The 18,174-nt window shown below is 70.6% G+C and carries 16 protein-coding genes and 2 pseudogenes; 17 read left to right on the top strand and 1 reads right to left on the bottom strand.

Annotated elements, in window-relative coordinates:
- Positions 1 to 194: 194 nt before the first annotated feature.
- The 17 genes and pseudogenes from ACH499_RS33040 (at position 195) to ACH499_RS32960 (ending at position 17,351) form a co-directional block, all read left to right on the top strand.
- A complete protein-coding gene (locus ACH499_RS33040; protein ID WP_399020574.1) occupies positions 195 to 686 on the top strand; it encodes a DNA-binding protein in 492 nt (163 codons plus the stop codon).
- Positions 683 to 1,285 carry a hypothetical protein gene (locus ACH499_RS33035; RefSeq protein ID WP_399020571.1) on the top strand — a complete coding sequence of 201 codons (603 nt, stop codon included), beginning with the start codon at positions 683 to 685 and terminating at the stop codon, positions 1,283 to 1,285. Before ACH499_RS33040 ends, ACH499_RS33035 begins: the two co-directional genes overlap by 4 nt.
- Positions 1,282 to 1,857 (top strand): DUF6624 domain-containing protein, encoded by a 576-nt coding sequence (locus ACH499_RS33030; protein WP_399020569.1) that lies wholly within the window; start codon positions 1,282 to 1,284, stop codon positions 1,855 to 1,857. Before ACH499_RS33035 ends, ACH499_RS33030 begins: the two co-directional genes overlap by 4 nt.
- A 192-nt stretch (positions 1,858 to 2,049) precedes the next feature.
- The gene (locus ACH499_RS33025) at positions 2,050 to 2,319 is read left to right on the top strand and encodes a DUF6082 family protein (RefSeq protein WP_399020567.1); all 270 of its coding nucleotides are present in this window, start codon (positions 2,050 to 2,052) and stop codon (positions 2,317 to 2,319) included.
- A 130-nt stretch (positions 2,320 to 2,449) separates the two neighbouring features.
- Positions 2,450 to 2,635, top strand: coding sequence for an FxLD family lanthipeptide (locus tag ACH499_RS33020; RefSeq protein WP_067230160.1), 186 nt, complete (start codon positions 2,450 to 2,452; stop codon positions 2,633 to 2,635).
- An 87-nt stretch (positions 2,636 to 2,722) separates the two neighbouring features.
- On the top strand, positions 2,723 to 4,762 hold the full coding sequence (locus ACH499_RS33015) for a lantibiotic dehydratase family protein (RefSeq protein ID WP_399020564.1): 2,040 nt from the start codon (positions 2,723 to 2,725) through the stop codon (positions 4,760 to 4,762).
- Positions 4,759 to 5,829, top strand: a complete 1,071-nt coding sequence (locus ACH499_RS33010; RefSeq protein ID WP_399020562.1) for a lanthionine synthetase C family protein — start codon at positions 4,759 to 4,761, stop codon at positions 5,827 to 5,829. The genes ACH499_RS33015 and ACH499_RS33010 overlap by 4 nt, the downstream gene beginning before the upstream one ends.
- Before the next feature lie 39 nt (positions 5,830 to 5,868).
- Positions 5,869 to 7,914, top strand: a complete 2,046-nt coding sequence (gene fxlM, locus ACH499_RS33005; RefSeq protein ID WP_399020560.1) for a methyltransferase, FxLD system — start codon at positions 5,869 to 5,871, stop codon at positions 7,912 to 7,914.
- 4 nt (positions 7,915 to 7,918) lie between these two features.
- Positions 7,919 to 9,031 carry a hypothetical protein gene (locus ACH499_RS33000; protein WP_399020558.1) on the top strand — a complete coding sequence of 371 codons (1,113 nt, stop codon included), beginning with the start codon at positions 7,919 to 7,921 and terminating at the stop codon, positions 9,029 to 9,031.
- Between the two features lie 233 nt (positions 9,032 to 9,264).
- Positions 9,265 to 11,214, top strand: a complete 1,950-nt coding sequence (locus ACH499_RS32995; RefSeq protein WP_399020556.1) for an ATP-binding cassette domain-containing protein — start codon at positions 9,265 to 9,267, stop codon at positions 11,212 to 11,214.
- A 51-nt stretch (positions 11,215 to 11,265) separates the two neighbouring features.
- Positions 11,266 to 12,402, top strand: a complete 1,137-nt coding sequence (locus ACH499_RS32990; protein WP_399020554.1) for an NUDIX hydrolase — start codon at positions 11,266 to 11,268, stop codon at positions 12,400 to 12,402.
- A 58-nt stretch (positions 12,403 to 12,460) separates the two neighbouring features.
- Positions 12,461 to 13,948 carry an NUDIX domain-containing protein gene (locus ACH499_RS32985; RefSeq protein ID WP_399020552.1) on the top strand — a complete coding sequence of 496 codons (1,488 nt, stop codon included), beginning with the start codon at positions 12,461 to 12,463 and terminating at the stop codon, positions 13,946 to 13,948.
- Positions 13,945 to 14,358: pseudogene (locus ACH499_RS32980) on the top strand (AAA family ATPase); the annotation flags it as partial. The gene ACH499_RS32985 and the pseudogene ACH499_RS32980, both read left to right, overlap by 4 nt.
- A 437-nt stretch (positions 14,359 to 14,795) precedes the next feature.
- Positions 14,796 to 15,215 (top strand): M15 family metallopeptidase, encoded by a 420-nt coding sequence (locus tag ACH499_RS32975; RefSeq protein ID WP_399020550.1) that lies wholly within the window; start codon positions 14,796 to 14,798, stop codon positions 15,213 to 15,215.
- Between the two features lie 208 nt (positions 15,216 to 15,423).
- Entirely contained in the window at positions 15,424 to 15,816 is a 393-nt protein-coding gene (locus ACH499_RS32970) for an ASCH domain-containing protein (protein WP_399020548.1), read from the top strand.
- 220 nt (positions 15,817 to 16,036) lie between these two features.
- Positions 16,037 to 16,477: a hypothetical protein gene (locus tag ACH499_RS32965; RefSeq protein ID WP_399020547.1), complete on the top strand. Its 441-nt coding sequence runs from the start codon at positions 16,037 to 16,039 to the stop codon at positions 16,475 to 16,477.
- A gap of 445 nt (positions 16,478 to 16,922) precedes the next feature.
- Positions 16,923 to 17,351, top strand: coding sequence for a DnaB-like helicase N-terminal domain-containing protein (locus ACH499_RS32960; RefSeq protein ID WP_399020544.1), 429 nt, complete (start codon positions 16,923 to 16,925; stop codon positions 17,349 to 17,351).
- A gap of 172 nt (positions 17,352 to 17,523) precedes the next feature.
- Here the strand turns inward: ACH499_RS32960 and ACH499_RS32955 are convergent.
- Positions 17,524 to 18,135, bottom strand: a pseudogene (locus ACH499_RS32955) (ISAs1 family transposase); the annotation flags it as partial.
- Positions 18,136 to 18,174 lie beyond the last annotated feature (39 nt).

Here is an 18,174-nt window from a genome sequence, read left to right as displayed (position 1 = left end):
CATCCAGTGGTCCGAACACCTCGCCGCCGAAGCCGCCTGGACACGCCCCGACCCGACCATCGCCTGAGCCCCCGTGCACGGCACCCCGTGAATCCCAACCGCCGCGCACGGGTGGGTGCCGCCGGCCCCGTCCCCCGCGGGGACCGGCGGCACCCCACCCATTGACCCTCCATCCCAGCCGAGAAAGAGACACCGTGACCCCGCCCGTGACGACGAGCGCACCGATCACACCCCTGACGCCGGCCCTGCGGCGTGTCTCCCAGCACCTCGCGTGCGGGCTGACGCCGCAAGAGATCGCGGCGAAGACCGGGCTGTCGGCCGCGACCGTCCGCCAGTACATCCGCGACATCCGCGAGTGCCTGCACTGCCCGCCCCGCTGCAAGCCGCCCGTGCTCGTGCACCGCCTGCTCACCGCCCAGCAGGTCCCCCCGCCCGAGTTGGACAGGCCCGCGCCGGACCTCGGCCCGGACCAGTTACTGCTGCTGCGGGCCGTCGCCGAACACAGCGACGCCCGCGACATCGCCATCGCCGCCAAACTCGCCCCGGCCGACCTGCACGCCGCGCTCGACCAGCTCCTCGCCGACACGGGCACGCAGGACACCACCCAGCTGGTGATCCGGGCGCACGGCTGGAAACTGCTGACGGCCGGGCCGGCCCACGCGACGCGCAGTGGAGCGAACCGGTGACCAGCCCCCGGACTCCCCTGGTCGCCGCTTACGAGGTCCGCACGTTATGCACGGATGCCGAACGCGAGGAAGCTGCCGCCCTCGTTCAGGACCGTCAGCGCTGGCTCACCGTGCGCGATCTGCCGGTGCCTGTCCGAGCCGACATCCCCGCTCTCTTCCGCGACCCGCAGTCGCAGCCGGCCGGGCTGTTCGAGTCCGGGGAGCTGCTGGCCTGCATGCTCCCGCAGTGGGCGCCCGACCTGCGCTGGGGCCGAGGGCCCTGTCTCTTCCTGGACTGCGTCCATACGCTGCCCGGCCAGCCCGACAACGTCAGCCGGCTGATCACCCTGTGGGCATCCGACTTCGCCGCCCGGCTCGGCCTCCCGGTCGTGCGGGCCGAGGCCGTCTCCCGCCACGGCCTCGGCACCGAGCCCATCGCCGCCCTGCTGCACCGGCTCACCGACATGGGCTGGGATATGCGCGGACTCGGGACCGGACAACACGGTGACCGGGTCGCCCGCCTGGAACTCACCGCCGAGCACCGCCCCCGACTGAACGCACTGATCGGCTGCCGCGTCCACGAACCGCAGACCGCCCCGAGCGATCGGAGCAGCGCGTGACGACGGCCGAACCCCAGCGGCCCGACCTCGCCCGCGAGCTGATCGCCCGTGCCCAGGCGTCGGCCGTGCACCGGGCCAAACGAGTACGCAACCAGCTTGACGCCGTCCAACTCGGCCAAGGCCGGCACGCCGAACACGCCGACACCAAGTTCCTGCGTCGCATCCTGGGCGAACACGACTGGCCCGGCCACGGCCTCGTCGGCCCGGCCGGCGCCCGCGCCGCCTGGAGCATCGCCCTCCACAGCGACCACGAACCCGACTTCCAACGCGCCGCCGCGTTCCTGTTACAGCGTGCGGTCAAGGCTGGCGATGCACTCATCCAGCACTGGGCGCACCTGCACGACCGCGCCCTGATCAACAGCGGGCACGACCAGGAATACGGAACCCAGCTCCTCCTCCGAGCCGACGGCATCGAACTGTGCCCGCTGCACGCGCCGGAATCGCTAGACGAACGAAGGACCAGCGTCGGGCTGCCACCCATCGCCGTCGCCCTGGAAAAGGTACGTCGCCGGTACACCCCGCATCGCCGCACCGAAGACGCCCCGACCGTCGTGCTGGCGGGAGCCGCATGAGGAAGCGGACCCGCGAAATCCTTACCAGCCGGACGCTCGTCCACAACTCCGCACTCAGAAAGCCCATTCTCTATGAAGCTCACCACGGCCGTCCGTGGTCGGAGCCGCCCGGCTCACGCAGGACGCACGGCACCACACCGAGCGGAACGGTCCACCACCCCCGATCTCGCCAGGCTCTGCACTTCTGAGGGCATGGACGTCGAGGAGTACATGCAACTGCTGAAGGCCAACCAGCTCATCCGCATGCTCAGCCGACGCGACCGCCTCGGCTTCGTCCGTGAGGGACATCTGCCGTTCTGCCCCGCGAAGCTGATGAAAAGCGACGTCTGCCAGCGGTACTGGTACAGGTTCGGCGACCTCCGCGCCCCGGACACCGACGGCGACGAGCGCGCCGAGCACTTCACCCGGTTGCTGGACAAGGCCGCGAAGAACCGCCCGCAGGCACGGCCCGCAGCAGCTTGACGGCACCACACACCGACGTCCAGACGCCTCGGCGCAGGCGACTTCGCCGGCCATCGCCGTCTGGCAGCGAACTCCGGTGCCCGACCAGGCGCCGGAATCCCGCACCATCCATCACTCCAAGGAGGCATGCATGACCGCCATCCAGGCCGAGAGGCCGACCGCTCCCGCTCAGGCGGACCTCGTGAAGACCGACGACGACCCGTTCGGGCTCGACATCACCTTCATCGAGGGCACGCCGGCGACCGAGACGGTCCTGATGTGCAGCACGGGCGACACCTGCGGCAGCTCCTGCCCCAGCGCCTGCACCACCTCGTAAGCCGGCACACCCCGGCAACGCGGGCCGGACTGGGCTCTCCCCATCCGGCCCGCCCCGCCCACTACGCAAAAGATGAGGAGAGTCCTAATGACTCGGCACCGGCCCAGCCTGTACGAGGCCGCGGGGCAGGCCATGCTGCGCGCCGCGGTGCACACGACCGAGCCCGCCATGCCGCCCTGGCCGGTGGCCACAGCGCCCGTGGACGAGTGGCGTGCGTGGCTGAGCACGGTGTGGTCCGACACCGACTTCCGCCAGACCGTGTCGCAGGCGAGCCCTCACCTGGCGGACCAGGTGCAGGCCATCATCGACGGCCGCACACCGAAGGTGCGCCGGATGCGCCGGGCGGCGCTGGCCACCGCCCGCTATGCGATCCGCTACGCCCGCCGCTCCACCCCTTACGGCCTGTTCGCCGGCGTCGCCCCGCTCGGCTTCGCCCAGGCCACATCCGTCCGCATCGGCGACGAGCACCAGGCCGTGGCGCGCCCCGAGCCGGTCGGACTCGACGAGATGCTCAGCACCTGGGAGAGCGACGCGGCGCGCATGGCCGAAGCCGAGGTCTGCGTCAACACCCTGATCTATCAGCGTGACCAGCACATCCACGTACCGTTCGAAGGCGGCGCCGAGTTCCGCCTTGCCCTCAGCCCCGCGCTGCGTCTCGTACTCGACCTGGCCCGATCGCCGATCGGGTACCGCCAGTTGTCCGACAAACTGGCCGCGGAGTTCCCCGCCGTGAGCGGCACCGCGCGCGACCGACTGCTCGGTGAACTGCTGCGCGTGCGGTTGATGCGCTCCTCGCTGCGCGCGCCCGCCACCGTCGCCGACCCCACCAACGTCTTACCGCCCGCGGCGCGCGCTCAGACAGCCGCCCTGCGGACCGCGTGCGACCTGCGGCTGGACGCCGATGTGCGGCTACCCGATCAGGTGCTGACCGAAGTGGAGACCGCAGCAACCGTCCTGGCCCGCCTGGTCACCCATCCGAGCGGGACACCGACCTGGCGGCGGTGGATCGAGCAGTTCTCCGAGCGCTACGGCGAGAACACCGCGGTGCCGGTGGAGGTGGCCACGAGCGCCAACCAAGGCGTGGGGTTCCCGGCAGGGTTCGTCACAGCGAACGAACCGCCGCGGCCGATGTCACGGCGTGACCGCCTGCTTCTGGATCTGGCCGGCACCGCCGCCGCCGAAGGCAGCCGCACGGTCGCGCTGACCGGGGCGATGATCGAGGAACTGGAAGCAGCAGCCGGTACCAGACCCCAGGACCTGGCACCCCACCTCGAACTGGCAGCACAGATCCAGGCCCCCTCCGTTCCCACCCTGGACCGGGGCGACTTCCGGCTGCGCGTGCTGACCGTCTCCCGCTCGGCCGGGTCGATGACCGGCCGGTTCTGGCACCTGTTCCCCGGCGCCGAGGAAGCGTACGCGAACCTGCCCACCGTCAACCCGGAGGCGGAACTCGCGCAGCTCTCCTTCCATGCCGGACGGGTGCCGGCCGACCTGCTCACCCGCGCGCCCCAGGCCCTGCCCCGCGTCGTCAGCGTCGGCGAATTCCGCCACCCCGGCCCGAACGTCCTCCTCCCCCGTGACCTGTCGGTCACCGTCGCCGACGGCCGCCCCCAGCTGGTGGAGACCGCGACGGACAGACCGCTGGAGCTGCTCGCCCCCACCGCCATCAACTTCCTGTGGAACAACTACACCCCGCCGATGGCCCGCTTCCTCGGCGAGATCAGCAGGGCCGCCTCCCCGCAGGTGACCTGGTTCGACTGGGGCGCCGCCTGGACCCTGCCCTTCACCCCGGCCCTCACCTACCGGCGCACCATCCTCACCGCCGCCCGGTGGAAGATCCGCAGCCGCATACTGCCCGCCCGCACCGCACCACTCCAGCAGTGGGCAGACCAACTCCACGCCTGGCGTGCCCGGTTCCGGGTGCCGGAGCGAGTCCTGCTCGCCGAGGACGACCAGCAACTGCCCCTCGACCTCACCCGCGACATCGACCTGGACCTCCTGCGCGCGCACCTGGACGCCAGCCCCTTCGGCATCGCCACCCTGCACGACGCGCCCCCACCGGACGCCGACGGGTGGATCGGCGGCCGGGCCCACAGCATCGTCGTCCCTCTGGCCAGGTGCTTATGACCGCGACGACCGTGCCCCGTACGCAGGACCTGTCCGAGGGCGCCCTGGGCAGGGCCCTGCTCGACATCGAGCGCCGGGACCTGTCCACCGCCCGCCGCCACCTCACCCAGGCCACCGCCCAGGGGGTGAGCACCGGAAGCAACGCCAGCCTCTTCCACGGCGCACCCGCCCTGGAGTTCGTCCTGACCCGTGCAAACGGGGCCGGCGACGACGTCCGCGCGGCCGTCGACCGCGTCGTGGACGCCCGGCTCGCCGCCGCCCACCGCCGCCGGGCGGCCGGCACACTGCCCCACCCCGCAGAATGGGACCTCATCCGCGGCCTGACCGGACTCGCCGCCCTCCTGCTGTCCCGCCAACCGCCCGCTCCCCGGCTGCCCGACGTGCTCGCCTGCCTTGTCCCGCTCGCCCGCCCCACCCGAGGTGACAGCAGGATGCTGCCCGGGTGGTGGTCGCCAGTTGGCCCGGACGGGAAGACGATGGCCGGCGGGCACGGCAACAACGGCATGGCCCACGGCATCGCCGGGCCCCTGGCCGTGCTCTCCCTCGCCCTGCGCGCCGGGGTCAACGTCCCCGGACAGGAAGAGGCCGTCGGCACGTTCGCCACCTGGCTCGACCGGCACGGCACCCACTACTGGTCCACCGCAGCACATCTGGACGCCGAGCAGCCGCCCAAGGCGGATACAGCCCGCCAGTCCTGGTGCTACGGCCAACCCGGCATCGCCCGCGCCCAGCAGCTCGCCGCGCTCGCCCTCGGCGACACAACCCGGCGCCAAGCGGCTGAGGACACCGTCGCAGCCATCCTGACCGATCCCCTTCAGCTCGCCCGCATCACCGACTCGACCCTCTGCCACGGCTGGGCCGGCCTGCTGACCCTCACCCGCGCGGTCGCCGCCGACAGCCCCGCCCCCGACCGCTTCACCCCGATCATCCAGGACCTGCACCGACGGCTGGCCGCCGACTGGGAGCACCTGCCCAAACCCGGCTTCATGGAAGGCCGCGCCGGCGCCCAACTCGCCCTGCACGCCACCGACACCACCGGCTGGTCCCGCGCCCTCCTGCTCACCTGACCACCTGCTCCCCGCCGCTTCGCAAGGAGTTCCCTGCCCATGACCTTCGACGACGAGAACCTGCCGATCCCTCCGGACACGTCCTGGTGGCACGCCTCTGTGGCCTTCCCCGATCCGCACGCGGACGCCGCCCGGGCCCTGGCGACCGCGCTGGCCGGGCGCCGCTTCCACTTCCTGCGCAAGGACGTCGGCGTGCGCCTGCGCACCGAGCAGCCCGCCACCGTCCTCCTGGACCGACTCGTCGCCGACCGTGTGATCACCGGCTGGACCGGCGGGATCTACGAGCCGGAGACCCACGCCTTCGGCGGCCCCGAGGGCATGGAAGTCGCGCACGACGTGTTCTGCGCCGACAGCCCGGCCGCGCTCGCCGAGACCGGCGCCCCCGGCGCCCGCGAGCGCAGCGTGATGCTGCTGTCCGCCATGATCCGCGAGGCCGGACTGGACCCGTTCGAAGCCGGAGACGTGTACGCCCAGTGGGCCGCCCTGCGTCCCCCCGTCACTCCGCCCCGGGGACCCGCTCTGAAGCAGGCCGTGTCCGCGATGCGGCGGCTGATGAACGCAGACGCCGCCCGGCGCCCGGAGCCGGAAGCCGGCTGGGTCGAGCGCGTCACCGCGTTCGAGGACGCCGGCCGCCGCCTGCGCCGGCTCGCCGCCGACGGCCGCCTGATACGCGGAATCCGGGGCGTCATTGCCCATCATGCGATCTTCGCGTTCAACCGCGCAGGCGTGCCTGCAGACATGCAGGCAGCCACCGCGTGGCTCGGCCGTCACGTCGCCTTCTCCACCAAAGACGGACCTGACATGCCAACCCGCAAGTCCGCTCCCGCGGACCCCAGCCTCCCGCGAATGGAGACCACCATGACACCCGTAACCGACCCCTTCGAGCTGCGCGAAGCCCTCGCCCAGCGGCTCATCGACAGCGGCCACCTGCGCAGCAAGGCGGCCATCGACGCCTTCCGCACCACCGACCGACACGCCTTCCTGCCCGGCGTCGACCTGGACGCCGCGTACCAGGAGGACGCGGTCCCGATCAAGCACGACGAGCACGGGAAGATGATCTCCTGCATCTCCGCGCCGTCCATCGTCGCCACCCAGCTCGAACAACTCGGCGCCAGGGCAGGCCACAAAGTCCTCGAGGCCGGAGCCGCCACCGGATACAACGCCGCCCTCCTCGGCAAGATCGTCTCCCCCGGCGGGCAGGTGTGGACCCTCGACGTCGACCAGGACCTCGTCGCCCGCGCTAGCCAGCACCTCGCCCAGGCCGGCGTCGACAACGCCACCGCGGTGATGGCCGACGGCGCGGCCGGGCTGCCCGAGCACGCCCCCTACGACCGGATCATCTTCACCGTCGGCGCCGGCGATGTCCCCGTGAAAATCCTCGACCAGCTCGCCCCCGGCGGACGCCTGGTCCTGCCCATGCGCATCCGGGGCAGCATCTCCCGCTCCTTCGCCTTCGAACGCAACGGGGACACGTGGAAGACCGTCTCCTGCGAGATGGCCACCTTCATCCCGCTGCGCAAGGGCGTATGCGACGACGTGTACACCCTCGTGCCGATGGCCGGCGACGGCAACGTCCGCCTGGAGACGTTCAGCGAGCAGGACATCGACCGCGATGCGCTGCGTACCGTCCTCGACCAGCAGCAGACCAAGCTCTACACCGGGGTGAAGTTCCGGCAGGGATCGGCGTGGGAGTGGCTGTACCTGTACCTGGCCTGCGTGCTCCCCAACGGCCTGTCCCGGCTGCCGGGCCAGCGCCCCGGGTTCACCCCGCACTTCGGCTGGGGCTCCATGGCCGCCCTCGACGCCGGGCCGCTCGCCTACCTGACCGTCCGCGAGGGCGAAGACGAGCAGGGCCGGTACTGGGAGGTCGGCGTGGTCGGCCACGGCGGTAGCGGTGGCGACCTTGCCGAGCGCGTCGTGAGCGAGATCCGTGCCTGGGACGCCAGCGGCGGCAACGACGTCCCCGAGCCGGGCTTCCGCATGGCCGTCGCCCACTCGCGTGACCGGCTGACGGCCGATGACCCGCGTTTCGTGGTCGACAAGCCCTACAGCCGGCTCGTCGTCGACTGGGCGCGCACGGGTTGAGCCGATGATTCCCGCGATAGCCAGCCGCATCCCTCTGGTCCGCCGCACCAAGGCGCCCGCGCTCCCCTTGGAGGAGCGCATCCGCCACCTCACCGGGCTGACCGTCGCGCCCGCAGGTGCGAGCCACCACGACCTGGTGGCCCGCGCCTGCGGGGTCCTCAACTACGCGGCGCTCATCGCCTCCGACGTCGGCCTGCCCGACCTGGCCGAGGATCTGTGCTGGCGCCAGCACCAGGTCTTCGCCAACGCCGGACGCCTCAGCGGACGGGTCGCCGTCATGTCGCTGATGCCGCTCGTCAACCTCGCACGGCTGCAGACCCGTGCCGGCCACGGCGAACTCTCCTACAGCTTGCTGTGCTGCCTCAACGACGCTGCCCGGCACCGCAACAAGACCGACGTCGACGGCCGCACCGTCGACCTGTCGACCCTGACCAGGACGGATGAGGACCACCGCACGGTATGCCGCGAGCTGTACGTCACCCTGCTCGTGGACGGCGCCCGCGCCCTCGCCCAGACCGGGCGGTGGACCGAGGCGGCCGACGCCATGGCCCAGCACCGCGGCATCGGCAACAGGCTCCTCGACGGCCGCCAGATCAAGATCATGGCCCTCATGGAACAGGGCCTGGACCAACAGGCCCGCGACCTGATCGACACCACCCAGCCCGCCGAGCCCTGGGAGCGCGCCATCGCCCTCCTCCTGCACGCCCACTGCCGGCCCGCCCACACCCCCTTCCCCGAAGTCGACCTCGACCGCACCCTGGATGCAGCCGTCCAGCTCCTTGACCATCCCCATCCGCCGACCGCCGCCTTCCAGACCCGGACGGGTCTGTCAGCCCTGGAACTGGACCGCACCGGACGCCATACCGCCCGCGTGCTCGACCCCCTCGTCAGGGTCGCCCGGCTCGACGCCTACGCCGCACGAGACGCTCTGCACCACCCCGTCGCCGCGTCAGCCCTGGACAACAGGGCAACAGACGCGCTGAACGCGGTGATCGCCACGGCCGGACTGGGATCCGGCGCCCTGTCCGCCCACCACCATGAGGCGCTGACGGGCGCGGTCGGCCACGCCGAGACAGAGCTGGCAAAGCTGCTGCAGACCAAATCCGATCCCGGCTAGGAGGGCACGACCGGTGCGCCCCGCCGTACAGCGAACGCTGTTCGGCGGTGTCAGCGTTTCGGCCATTTCCTGCACGCAGCCGCCCCAAGCCAGACCAGGGCTCCCACGCCCTCGGGGTTCTCAGACGCAAGAAACAGCGGGCTCCCCGGCACGACCGAATGACGTGTGTTCGAAATCGCAGCCGTGTCGTTAGACCACACAACTCTGCCGCAGCGACTGCCCCAGGGGGAACGATGACCTCGGCCGTTACACAGGACCAGCCTCCACAACCGCCCAAAGGAACCGTGCCGGACGACGAACAGCCACAGGCCAGTGTTCGAGAGGAGGAGTACCTTTACCGCGACGAGTCGAGGCTCCAGGCCGGCTCACAGCTGACCTCCCGCACCATGGCGCGGCGCCTGCCCTCGCTCGTGCGGCGCTCGGTGCAGATGGCCTGGCGCGTGGACCGCGGCGCAACCATCGGCCTACTGGTGTGCCAGATCGGGACCGGCATCCTCGCGGCCCTCGGCCTCCTGGCCGTCACGGGCACGATCACCGCCCTGATCTCCCCAGGCGACATCACCGAGCGGCTATGGGACGCCGCCCCGCAGCTGGCCATCATCGCCGCCGCCACCGGCCTGCGAGCCGTGCTGGGCATCACCGTCGTCTGGCTGACCGGACGTCTGCGCCCCGTGCTCGGCCGGGCAGCGGAGCTGACGATGATCAAGGCCGCGCTGGGTGCGGAACTGGCCGCCAACAACAAGCCGGGCTACAACGACGCCTACGACATCGCCGACCGCGGTGCCCAGGTCACCCCCGACCTCGTCGAAGAAGCGCAGGCCGTCCTCGCGGCGACCGCCACGCTCGCGGCCGGTGCCACCGTCCTGACCGTCCTGCACCCCCTGCTTCTTCCCCTTCTGTTCCTCGCGTGCCTGCCGCAGGCCGCCGCCTACGTCCGCTCCGCCCGGGTGATCTACCTCGCCGGGCTCGAGACCTCCGGGCGGCGCCGGATGCTGGGCAAACTGCGCTGGCACATGGCCTATCAGGAGTCCAGCGAGGAGATGCGCGCCTGCCTCGCCGGCCCCTTCCTGATCGGCCGGTACCGACGGCTGGCCGCCTCGGTCAACGCCGCCGAACGCGAGGCCGCGAACACCGGTGCCTGGATGGGGCTGGCCGGAGCAGTGGCCGGCGGGGTCGCCTCAACCGCAGTGTGGGCAGCGCTGCTGTGGCTCCTTGCTTCCGGCCGGATGGGCCTGGCGGCCGGCGGCGGTGCCGTCTTCGCCCTCCAGACCGCCACCGGCTCCGTGCGCGGCATCATCAACGGTGGGGCCCGCCTCGTGCGCACCGGCTGGTACGTCCAGGACTGGCAGAACTTCCTCGACAACGCCCACGGCCAGGCCATGGCCGACTCCCGCGGCACCACGCCCGTGACCACGGCACCGGAGCGATTCGAGGTCCGCAACGTCACCTACCGTTACGACGGCGCCCCGAAAGACAGCCTGAGCAACGTCTCCCTGCACGTGCGGCGCGGGGAGATCGTGGCCCTGATCGGAGAGAACGGCTCCGGCAAAACAACCCTCTCCCGCCTGCTGTGCGGGCTGCTGCTGCCCACCGAAGGCGACGTGGCCTGGGACCACGCCTCCACCACTGACCTGGACCCCTGGGGTGCGTGGGAGCACGTTGCGCTCGTGCCGCAGAAGTTCACCTACCTGCCGCTGACGATGCGCGACAACATCACCCTCGGGCAAGGCGACACCAGCGACGCGGCACTGCTCGCCGCATGCGAGGCGTCCGGCGCAGCAGAGATGCTGCCGGGCCTCCGCTCCGGCCTGAACACTCTTCTGACCAGCGAGTGGTTCGGCGGTCAGCAGCTCTCCGGCGGGCAGTGGCAGCGCATCGTCCTCACCCGCGCGTTCCACCGGCAGGCGGCGTTGCTGGTGATGGACGAACCCACGGCCGCCCTCGACGCCCGCGCCGAGCACCGGATCTTCGCCGGCCTGCGCGAACTGGCCAAGGACCGCGCCATCCTGCTGATCACCCACCGCCTCACCAACGTCGCCCTCGCCGACCGCATCGTGGTCCTGGACCAAGGGCGGATCGTCCAGGAAGGCACCTACACCCAGCTCACCCAGCAGCCAGGGCTCTTCCAGACCCTGTGGGAACTGCAACGCCGGATGAGCGGCGACACCCCTGATCACCCCTAGCCGTTCCGCGCTGCCCACTCGCCTGTACACCGTCTCGGAAGGCAGAGAAACGTGACCTCTCCCGTCTCCCCTTCGGATCACGTCTCACCGCGTGCCGCTCTGCTCGCAGCGCAGTACGCCGCATCTCGGCATGCGGCGTGGCTCGGCGCCTCCGCGATCATCACCGACGAGGTCGGCCGGGTCCTGCTGGTGCGCCCCACTTACCGCGAGGATGGCTCGTGGCTGCTGCCCGGAGGCGTCGTCGAACCCGGTGAACACCCGCACGTCACCTGCCGGCGCGAGATCATCGAGGAACTGGGCCTGGATCTGCCCCTGTCGGCCGTGCTCGCCGTCCACTCCTTCTCCTCGCACCACCCCGACCTTCAGCCCGGCACGCCCTGCCCCGGGGAGGTCCGGTTCGTCTTCGACGGGGGAACCCTCACTCCCGGCCAGGTGGAGGCGATCCGCCTGCCGCCCGATGAGCTGTCCGAGTACGCCTTCTTGGAGACCCGGGACGCGGTGCAGCGGCTGCGGCCCGTGGACGGGCAGATCATGCTTGCCGCCTACCGTGCCCGTCTCGGGAACACCGCGACCGCGCACCTCGCCGACGGCCGGCACATCCTCGGCGTCCCAGTGCTGGACCGCCACGACGTCCACGTCCGCTATCGCCCGTTGTGGGACAGCCCTCTCCACCGCGGCCCCGTCCCCGAGCGGCTGCCCGTGCAGCAAGCCTGGGCGTGGTGCTTCGTCCCCGACGGCCGGGTCGTCCTGGTGGCCGACCCCGGCCCGCGGGGCGCGCTGCCGATGCTGCCCGGCGGCACCGTGGAAACAACCGACGCGACGCCTGAGGACACCCTTCACCGCGAAGCGGCCGAGGAAGCGCAGCTCGCTCTGACCGATCCGGTGCGACTGGGCTGGGTGCTGGACGAGACCGGCGAGGTCTACGGCGGCGTGGGCCCCAACGCCCGGCTCCGCTTGGCCGCCCGGGTCACTGCCATCGGCCCGGCGGCCGTCGACCCTGCCACCGGCCACCCCTTTGCCCGCCTGCTCGCCACCCCCGCCCAGGCAGCCGCTCTGCTGGGCTGGGGCCCGCCTGGAGCCCGGCAAGCCCAGCTCGCCGCGGACACGGCACGCGAGCGGTGGGCGCTGCCCACTGCTCGCACCGCCGCAGTCGACGAGATCCCGGCGGAGGGGATGCGGCTGACCTGACCCGAGCATCCCGCCCGCCTTCGACTCCTCCCGCTCACGCCCCACTGAGGTAGCCCCCATGCCGTTGTCGCACGACCACATCCGCACCACCGTCGACGCCTACCTCGCTCGCCACCCCCACGAGCGCGAGCAGCTCAGCGCCCTCCTGGATGCCCTCGACCGGACCGGCGACGACATCGCCAGCCGCTCCACCTTCACCGGACACGTCACCTGCGGCGCAATCGTCATCGACCGACTCGGCCGCGTCCTGCACGTGCTGCACCTGGCGAGCGGGAAGGTCCTCGCCCCCGGCGGACACACCGAGCCCGCCGACGAGTCCCTGGCAGCAGCGGCGCTGCGGGAACTGCACGAGGAGACTGGGATCCCGCCCCAGGCCGTCACCCCGTGGCCCGGCTACGAGACCGTGCCGTTCGACATCGACATCCACGACATCGACGCCCACCCGGGCAAAGGCGAACCCGGCCACCAGCACTTCGACCTCCGGTTCCTCTTCCGCCTGTACACCGCGACCGAAATGCCGGTGGTGCTGCAGGAAGAAGAGGTCGGTTGCATCGAGTGGCGGCCCGTGGACCGGGTGACCAGCCCCTCCCTGCGCGAGAAGCTACTCAAGCTCCCGCCGGCAGCCGAACCGGAGACCGCCAACGCCTCCGCCCTGATCTACAACGACCGCGGCGAGTATCTGCTCCACCTGCGCGACTACTTCCCCGGCCGGATCTGGGAGCCGGGCATGTGGTCCCTGCTGGGCGGCGGCCGAGAGCCCCAGGACGCCACCCTGCAGCACACCGTGCGACGCGAACTTCATGAGGAAGCCGGCCTCCACATCGCCGACCTGACCCCGTTCGCCACCGAGTACGCCTCCGATAACGCCGGCGCGACCGTGCCCATCGCCATCTACGCCGGCCGCTGGAACGGCGACCCGCGCGAACTCCGTCTGACGGAGGGGGTGATGCTGGCCTGGTTCGCCCCCGACGACCTCGACCGCCTGCGTATCGCAGACACCACCAGGGATCTCGTACGGCGCCACGCCGTCAGTCGCCCGGCCAGCACCGCGCCGCAGAGCGGGCTCTCATCGCACGAGGAGCGCCGTCCAGCTTCGCCGCATGGCACGGTCCTCAACGTCATCGGCGTCCACCTCTACCTGGAGCGGCCCGACGGGACGGTGCTGCTCGGGCTGCGCCACCCCGACTCCGCGTTCGCGCCCTCCACCTGGCACGTCCTGGCCGGCCACTGCGAGCAGGAGAGTGCCGTCACCTGCCTGATCAGAGAAGCACGGGAGGAAGCCGGCCTGCACATCGAGCGCCAGGACGTCGAACTCGCCCACGTCATCCACCACATCGACCGTGCCGGGGACCGACCCCGCATGGGCCTGTTCTTCCGCGCCCGGACCTGGAGCGGCGAACCGGAACTGCGCGAACCGGACAAGTACACCCAGTGGAAATTCTGGGACCCCGCCGCCCTCCCCGACAACCTCGTCCCCTACACCCGGGTGGCCATCGGAAAGATCCAGAACGGCGAGCTGTACAGCGAGACGGGCTGGCCCGCATGACCGGCACACCGAGCAGCACACACCGTCGTGTGTCCACGGCAACTGCGTGCGGCCGTGAGGACACCCGCCTGGTGGTGATCCGCGGTAACTCGGCGTCAGGCAAGTCAAGCGTGGCCCAGGGTCTGCGAGATCACTACGGCCGCGGTATCGCGATCGTGGGCCAAGACGTGATCCGCCGGAACGTGCTCAGGGAACACGACACCGCGCGCGGCGCCAACATCGCCCTGCTGGGAAGGATCGCACGTGAAGCGCTGAACGCCGGCTTTCACGTGGTGCTCGAAGGGATCCTGTACACCGATCGCTACGGCCACATGATCACGTCTCTGGTACAGGACCACCGCGGCGTCTCCAGCTGCTACTACCTGGACGTGCCGCTGGAAACAACGTTGATCCGCCACGCGTCGAAGGCGGATGCCGCGTACCTGGCGCACGTCACCGACAGCCACCTCGCCTCCTGGTACCGCGAGCTGGATCTGCTGCCCGGCGGTCTGGAGACCGTGATCCCGGCCGACAGCACGCTCCAGGACACCATCACGCGAATCCTGTACGAAACCGCCCTGACCTCTACCTCCCCCATCCCACCACCGCAGTGCAAGCCGTTACAAGGAGAGCCGATGAACCCTCTGGTGTTGATGTCCGATCCGCGCGTCGCCGCGATCCCGGTGCGCGAGTGCGGGGAGCCGCTCGTCGACGTGCGTAACCACAGCTTCCGCGTCGATCCCCGCAAGCACGATCCGCTGGGCGCGTTCGCCCACGTCCGCGAGGGCGTCCTCGCCCGACTGGAGCACACGCCCGCTCGCTCCTGCCCGCCGGCACCGACCTGCTGTTCATCGAGGGCTACCGGCCGTTGGCCCTACAGCAGCGCTACTTCACCGACTATCGGGGCGAGCTGGCCGCCGCTCACCCCGGCTGGACCCATGAGCAACTGCACCAGGCCGCCAGCCGGTACGTGTCACCACCGGAGATCGCGCCCCACTCCGCAGGCGCGGCCGTGGACGTCACCCTCGTCGACCAGGACGGCCACGAACTCGACCTCGGCACCCGCGTCAATGCCTCCCCCGAGGAAAGCGACGGTGCCTGCTTCACTCACGCCCCGAACCTCAGCAGTCGCGCGCGCCACCATCGCACGCTGCTGCTCAACGCCATGGAGAACGCAGGTTTTACCAACTATGCAACCGAGTTCTGGCACTTCTCGGTAGCGGACCGGTACGACGCGCTGATGCGGCAGGAGCCACACGCGCGCTACGGACCGATCGAATTGCCCTAGCACCGCCGGCATGCTTGTCCACTTCCTCGCTACCCACGCCGCCCCAGAAACACAGGAGTGCGGCCACCGCGCTCTGGCCCGGTCGCTCTCTGCCAAGACCGCGCCGGGCGGCACGCATCGAATGGAGGCACGTGTGCCTGACGACACCCAGCAGGCGATCCCAGCCGTCCCGAGTCCGACGGCCGCAGGCAACCCACAAGAGCACCACATGCACCTACTCGGGCGGTACTACCGCCAAGTGGAAGCAGGCCGCAAGACGATCGAAGTGAGGGTGGCCACCCCGCAAAAGCGCGCCATCGCAGCCGGTGACACAGTCGTCTTCCACGACCGGGACACCGGGCGGGAGCTCGACGTCATCGTGCAGCGGATCACCCCCTACCACTCCTTCGAGGACCTGCTCAGCTCGGAGGACGCCACGCGCATCGACCCGGACGGGCCGCCCGAAGAACTGCTCGCCAACCTCCGCAGCATCTACCCACCGGTCAAGGAAGCCCTCGGCGCTCTCGCCCTCGCGTTCGACCATCGCCCTTCCCGGCCCGGCCGCCCCCTGCCAACGACGCCGCCGCTCAAGTCCGTCGTCGTCACGCAGCCCTCCTCCTAGGGTGCGCGAATCATGCATCGGATGGCTGAGCCTCAGCAAGCGTGCAGGCCGGGAGCCTGCCGCGCTCGCCATCAAGAGGCACATTGAAGCCGCAGATCCCGAGCTCGGACAGCCCAGATTCACGGCAATTCCCCGGAGTCCACCAACACACCCGGGCCTGGCAGATCTACGGCCAGCGCCAACTGGCCCGCGCCTACACCCCGCGCACCCCCGACCGGCTGTGCTCATCGCGCAGGGCACCCTCGACGAGACGCACGCTGCCCCGCAGGACGTCGACATCGCCCTCATCGACTGCGCCACACACGACGCCATCGCACGACAACCACCACCGAGGAACGATACCCACGCCATGCCCGCCGACGATCCCGCTATGGCCGGCCCCAGCCGCTACACAGCCCTACTAGCCTGCACGCCGCACACCACAGCGCTCGCCCAGGACTTCGTCTCCAGCGTCCTGTCAGTCTGGGAAATCCACGACGCAGACGGCGACTGTCACAACAACCTGTCCGCGCTACTGGCCCAGACAGACCACACCACACACCCGACGGTGCAGGTGAGCGTCGAACGACAGTCGGAGGGCAGCATACGGATCGAGATCACACACGGGCCGACGCAGATGGGAAGCGCAGCACCGTGCAACCTCGGCCCTTCACCGGGCTGATGCGTCACGAGCCGAGAGCAGGACCGTGGCCCTGGCCGTCTGCCTGCGCTGATCCCGGTCGGGGTGTCGTTGTGGCGCGCAAAAAGTTTTGTCCCCAACAGCGACGGGGACCAATTCGCGGCGGTGTGGGTCGAGGAAAAAGCGTTTGTGTACTTCCCGTTCACCCGGCCTCGCACGCACCGGCCTACGCACGCATGGTCGAGGCCGAACACACCCGCCGCCGCCTGGCAACAGCCGCCGCACGCCTGGTCCAGACCGTCCACGACGTCTCCCTCCCCCATCCCGCCCCCACCGTGCTCGCCGAGGCAGACGCGCTCGCTGCCGTCGTGGACGACATCGCAGCCCGCTTCCCGCCACGTGCCGGCGTCCTGCCCTGCACCCCTGCACCCCTGCACCCCCGCCCACCATCGCGCCCGACTGTGCCGAGGCGGCGGAGGAGGAACAGGTGCTGCTAGCGACCGCCACCGCCCGCCCCGCGGACGCCGCAACCGTGCGGTGGCTGCTGCCCGAGGACTTCACCCGGCCGCTGCACGCCGGCCTGTGGCAGTGCCTCACCACTCTCGCCCGCCGCCACGAGCCCGTTGATCCCGTCACCGTCCTGTGGGAAGCCCAACAACGCGGCCTACTGGACCACGGGCATCAACCGGGCGAGGTACTCCGTCTCCTCGCCGAACCTGCCGGTTCCGTCGGGCACTGGGGCGAACGCGTCCTGCAGCGCCCCCTCCTGACCACCGTCGAGCACACCGGCCGCCGCAGCGACCACGCCCGAAGCCCGCCACACGCGCTGGCCCCCCGATCACTGCGGCCGTCCGCTTCGCCCGCGCCGTCCGGTAGCAAGCGGGGCCTGATGCAGGGCTTCGACATAGTCGCGTGATGTCCGGTTCGTGATCACATGAGACCGAAGAGCGCGAGCGGGCGTTTTGGGTCGCGGGAGTTGGCGCGAGTGCAGCGGCGATGTTGTGGGTGCCGGCGATGCGTAAGGCACCAATGGCGAGGTTGCGCCAGGCCGCCATGGTGCGGGGCGCGCTGCCAGTCCGAAGCTGTGAGGCGTCCTCGGCGAAGATGGTGTCTCTCACGTGGTGCAGGGCCTCGATCTGCCAGTGCGAGCGGATCACGTTCGCGAGCTGAGCGGGTGTGGCCTGCCCGGAGCTCAGGCTGGTGACCGCGTAGACGGTCTTGATGCTGACCTTGCCGTTCTTGTGGTTCACGCGCCGCCGCTTGAGTTGGAGGGCCTGGCGGGCGCCGGGGAAGAGCAGATTGTTCACCGTGCACACCCTGATGCGGCGGATCTCGCTGCGGCCGTGGACGCTCTCGCGGGTGCGGCTCTGGAGTGGGATCTGCTGCCAGGGTAGGGACTTGAGCTGATTGCGCAGCTTCTTCTGATTCCCTTTGACGATCACGATGTAGTGGGCGTCGCGGCCGACGAGGTACTCGGCGTGCTCGCGCTGAGTGTGCATGGCGTCGCTGGTCACAATAGTGCCAGCCAGATCGGAGAGGGCGTCCAGCAAGGGTTGGAAGCAGGTGATCTCGTTCGTCTTGTCCCCGACGTCCAGCTGGGCGAGGATCAGGCGGCTGGTGTGGTCGAGCGCCGCCAGCAGGTGGATTTTGCGGCCGCCGGCTTTCGCGGCACCGCGCAGGCTCTTGCCGTCAACTGCCACCGCCCGCCTGGCCTTCGAGCCTGGATGGATACGGCGGTC

It is taken from the genome of Streptomyces sp. NPDC018947 (assembly GCF_044390505.1).
GTDB lineage: Bacteria > Actinomycetota > Actinomycetes > Streptomycetales > Streptomycetaceae > Streptomyces.
The sequence above is the reverse complement of the archived record's forward strand: the minus strand, read 5'-3'. Positions and strand labels throughout refer to the sequence as shown.

What these genes read in the sequence shown, in the direction of transcription:
- ACH499_RS32995 (WP_399020556.1), top strand. Translation starts at nt 9,265, where the DNA reads ATGACCTCGGCCGTTACACAGGACCAGCCTCCACAACCGCCCAAAGGA.
- ACH499_RS33010 (WP_399020562.1), top strand. Translation starts at nt 4,759, where the DNA reads ATGACCGCGACGACCGTGCCCCGTACGCAGGACCTGTCCGAGGGCGCC.
- ACH499_RS32985 (WP_399020552.1), top strand. Translation starts at nt 12,461, where the DNA reads ATGCCGTTGTCGCACGACCACATCCGCACCACCGTCGACGCCTACCTC.
- ACH499_RS33025 (WP_399020567.1), top strand. Translation starts at nt 2,050, where the DNA reads ATGGACGTCGAGGAGTACATGCAACTGCTGAAGGCCAACCAGCTCATC.
- ACH499_RS33000 (WP_399020558.1), top strand. Translation starts at nt 7,919, where the DNA reads ATGATTCCCGCGATAGCCAGCCGCATCCCTCTGGTCCGCCGCACCAAG.
- fxlM (WP_399020560.1), top strand. Translation starts at nt 5,869, where the DNA reads ATGACCTTCGACGACGAGAACCTGCCGATCCCTCCGGACACGTCCTGG.
- ACH499_RS33015 (WP_399020564.1), top strand. Translation starts at nt 2,723, where the DNA reads ATGACTCGGCACCGGCCCAGCCTGTACGAGGCCGCGGGGCAGGCCATG.
- ACH499_RS33020 (WP_067230160.1), top strand. Translation starts at nt 2,450, where the DNA reads ATGACCGCCATCCAGGCCGAGAGGCCGACCGCTCCCGCTCAGGCGGAC.
- ACH499_RS32970 (WP_399020548.1), top strand. Translation starts at nt 15,424, where the DNA reads ATGCACCTACTCGGGCGGTACTACCGCCAAGTGGAAGCAGGCCGCAAG.